Annotated in this window: 2 protein-coding genes; both read left to right on the plus strand. The window is 66.3% G+C overall.

Translation table 11 applies throughout. From position 1 onward, the window contains the following. Positions 1-2 precede the first annotated feature (2 nt). Positions 3-2795, plus strand: coding sequence for a hybrid sensor histidine kinase/response regulator (locus tag IVB50_RS01965; protein WP_247294112.1), 2793 nt, complete (start codon positions 3-5; stop codon positions 2793-2795). Positions 2796-2826: 31 nt separating this feature from the next. Next, on the plus strand, positions 2827-3269 hold a 443-nt coding region (locus tag IVB50_RS01970; RefSeq protein ID WP_085348214.1), incomplete at its 3' end, for a chemotaxis protein CheW.

Raw genomic sequence — 3269 nt, forward strand, 5'->3', positions numbered from 1 at the left:
TCATGGATGATCTGTTGCGGGAGTTTTTGACGGAAACCAGCGAGAGCCTGGACACCGTGGACAATCAGCTGGTGAAGTTCGAGCAGGAGCCGAACAACGCCAAGATCCTGGATAACATTTTCCGGCTGGTCCACACCATCAAGGGCACGTGCGGCTTCCTCGGATTGCCGCGACTGGAAGCGCTGGCGCATGCCGGCGAGACGCTGATGGGCAAATTCCGTGACGGCATGCCGGTGACGGGGCAGGCGGTGACGGTGATCCTGTCCTCGATCGACCGCATCAAGGAAATTCTGGCCGGGCTGGAGGCGACCGAAGCCGAGCCCGAGGGCACCGACCGCGATCTCATCGACAAGCTGGAAGCGATGGTCGAGCAGGGCATGGCCGCCATGGCGGCCGGCGCTGCTGCTGCTGCCGTTGCCGAAGCGCCGCCGCTGGTGCCGGACGCGCCTGTCGCCGTCGAAGCCGCGCCGACCTCCGGCGTGCTGGCCGACCAGAGCCTGGAGCGTCCGCTGCGTCCGGGCGAAGTCTCGCTCGACGAGCTCGAGCGTGCCTTCCGCGAGACCGCGATCGAAGTGCCGGTCCCGGTTGCCAGGGCCGAAGTCAAGGCGGAGCCTCCGCCTGCCGCTGAAGCCCCGGTGCCTGTTGCCAAGGAAGCCGCGAAGGAGACCAAGGCGAAGGACAAGGCCGCGCCGAAGAAGTCGATCGCCGACGAGGGCGCCGCCGAGGGAGCCAGCATCGCCAACCAGTCGATCCGCGTCAACGTGGATACGCTGGAGCATCTGATGACCATGGTCTCGGAGCTGGTGCTGACCCGCAACCAGCTGTTGGAGATATCCCGCCGCAACGAGGACACCGAGTTCAAGGTGCCGTTGCAGCGGCTGTCCAACGTCACCGCCGAGCTGCAGGAAGGCGTCATGAAGACGCGCATGCAGCCGATCGGCAATGCCTGGCAGAAGCTGCCCCGCATCGTTCGCGACCTCTCGAGCGAACTCGGCAAGCAGATCGAGCTGGAGATGCACGGCGCCGACACCGAGCTCGACCGCCAGGTGCTCGACCTGATCAAGGACCCGCTCACCCACATGGTGCGCAACTCCGCCGACCATGGCCTGGAGACCCCGGCCGAGCGTCTCGCCGGCGGCAAGGGCGAGCAGGGCACCATTCGCCTGTCCGCCTATCACGAGGGCGGCCACATCATCATCTGCATCGCCGACAACGGCCGTGGCCTGAACACCGACAGGATCAAGGCCAAGGCGATCTCCTCAGGTCTGGTCACCGAGGCCGAGCTCGAGAAGATGAGCGAAGCCCAGATCCACAAGTTCATCTTCGCCCCGGGCTTCTCCACTGCTGCCGCCATCACCTCGGTGTCGGGGCGCGGCGTCGGCATGGACGTGGTGCGCACCAATATCGACCAGATCGGCGGCACCATCGACATCAAGTCGGTCGCCGGTGAAGGCTCCTCCGTTACCATCAAGATCCCGCTGACGCTCGCCATCGTCTCCGCGCTGATCGTGGAAGCCGCCGGCGACCGCTTTGCGATCCCGCAGCTCTCCGTGGTCGAGCTGGTGCGGGCCCGCGCCAACTCGGAGCACCGCATCGAGCGCATCAAGGACACCGCGGTTCTCAGGCTGCGCAACAAGCTGCTGCCGCTGATCCATCTCAAGAAGCTGCTCAAGATCGACGACGGCGCCGTCTCCGATCCCGAGAACGGCTTCATCGTGGTGACGCAGGTCGGCAGCCAGACCTTCGGCATCGTCGTCGACGGCGTGTTCCACACCGAAGAAATCGTGGTCAAGCCGATGTCGACGAAGCTGCGCCACATCGACATGTTCTCGGGCAATACCATCCTGGGCGACGGCGCGGTCATCATGATCATCGACCCCAACGGCATTGCCAAGGCGCTCGGCGCCGCCGGCTCCTCGGCCCATGACATGAACAGCGAGAACGGGACGCACAGCATCGGATCGGGCGAGCAGACCACCTCGCTGCTGGTGTTCCGCGCCGGCTCGTCCCAGCCCAAGGCGGTCCCGCTCGGGCTCGTCACGCGCCTGGAAGAGCTCCCGGCCGACAAGATCGAGTTCTCGAACGGCCGCTACATGGTGCAGTACCGCGAGCAGCTGATGCCGCTCGTTGCCATGGAGAGCGTCACCATCGCGAGCCAGGGCGCCCAGCCGATCCTGGTGTTCTCCGACGACGGCCGCTCCATGGGCCTCGTCGTCGACGAGATCATCGACATCGTCGAGGAACGGCTCAACATCGAGGTCGGCGGATCCTCCTCCGGCATTCTCGGCTCGGCCGTGATCAAGGGCCAGGCCACCGAAGTGATCGACGTCGGCCACTTCCTGCCGATGGCGTTCTCCGACTGGTTCACCCGCAAGGAGATGAAGCCGTCGCTGCACTCGCAATCGGTGCTGCTGGTCGACGATTCGGCGTTCTTCCGCAACATGCTGGCCCCGGTGCTCAAGGCCGCCGGCTACCGCGTCCGCACCGCGCCGACCGCGCAGGAGGGCCTGGCGGCGCTGCGCGCGCAGAGCTTCGACGTGGTCCTGACCGACATCGAGATGCCCGACATGAACGGGTTCGAGTTTGCCGAGACCATCCGCTCCGACAGCAATCTGGGCGCGATGCCGATCATCGGGCTCTCCGCGCTGGTGTCGCCGGCGGCGATCGAGCGCGGCCGTCAGGCCGGCTTCCACGACTATGTCGCCAAGTTCGACCGTCCCGGTCTGATCGCGGCGCTGAAGGAACAGACCGCGGGCGCCGCCGGTGCCTCCGAGCTGAGCCGCGCAGCCGCCTAAACCCCAGCGGGATGGATCAGGAGATACGCACATGACCAAGAAGACCCAGTCCGGCGAAGGCGCCATGGTCGAATACGTCACCGCGATGATCGGCGGCCAGCTGTTCGGCCTGCCGATCTCCCGCGTCCAGGACGTGTTCATGCCCGAGCGCGTCACCCGCGTGCCGCTGTCCTCGCGCGAGATTGCGGGCGTGCTGAACCTGCGCGGCCGCATCGTCACCGTGGTCGACATGCGCGCCCGGCTCGGCCTGCCCAAGCCCGAGGACGGCAAGATCCCGATGGCGGTCGGCGTCGATCTGCGCGGTGAATCCTACGGCCTCCTGATCGACCAGATCGGCGAAGTGCTGCGGCTCGCCGAGGACGGCATGGAAGAAAACCCCGTCAATCTCGACCCCCGCATGGCCAAGCTCGCCGGCGGTGTCCACCGTCTCGACGGCCAGCTCATGGTCGTCCTCGACGTCGATCGCGTCCTCGA

The sequence above is a fragment of the Bradyrhizobium sp. 87 genome, assembly GCF_023073015.1.
Lineage (GTDB): Bacteria > Pseudomonadota > Alphaproteobacteria > Rhizobiales > Xanthobacteraceae > Bradyrhizobium > Bradyrhizobium canariense_D.

Excerpts from the sequence above, each read along its gene's own strand:
- IVB50_RS01965 (WP_247294112.1), top strand. The coding sequence starts at position 3 with ATGGATGATCTGTTGCGGGAGTTTTTGACGGAAACCAGCGAGAGCCTG.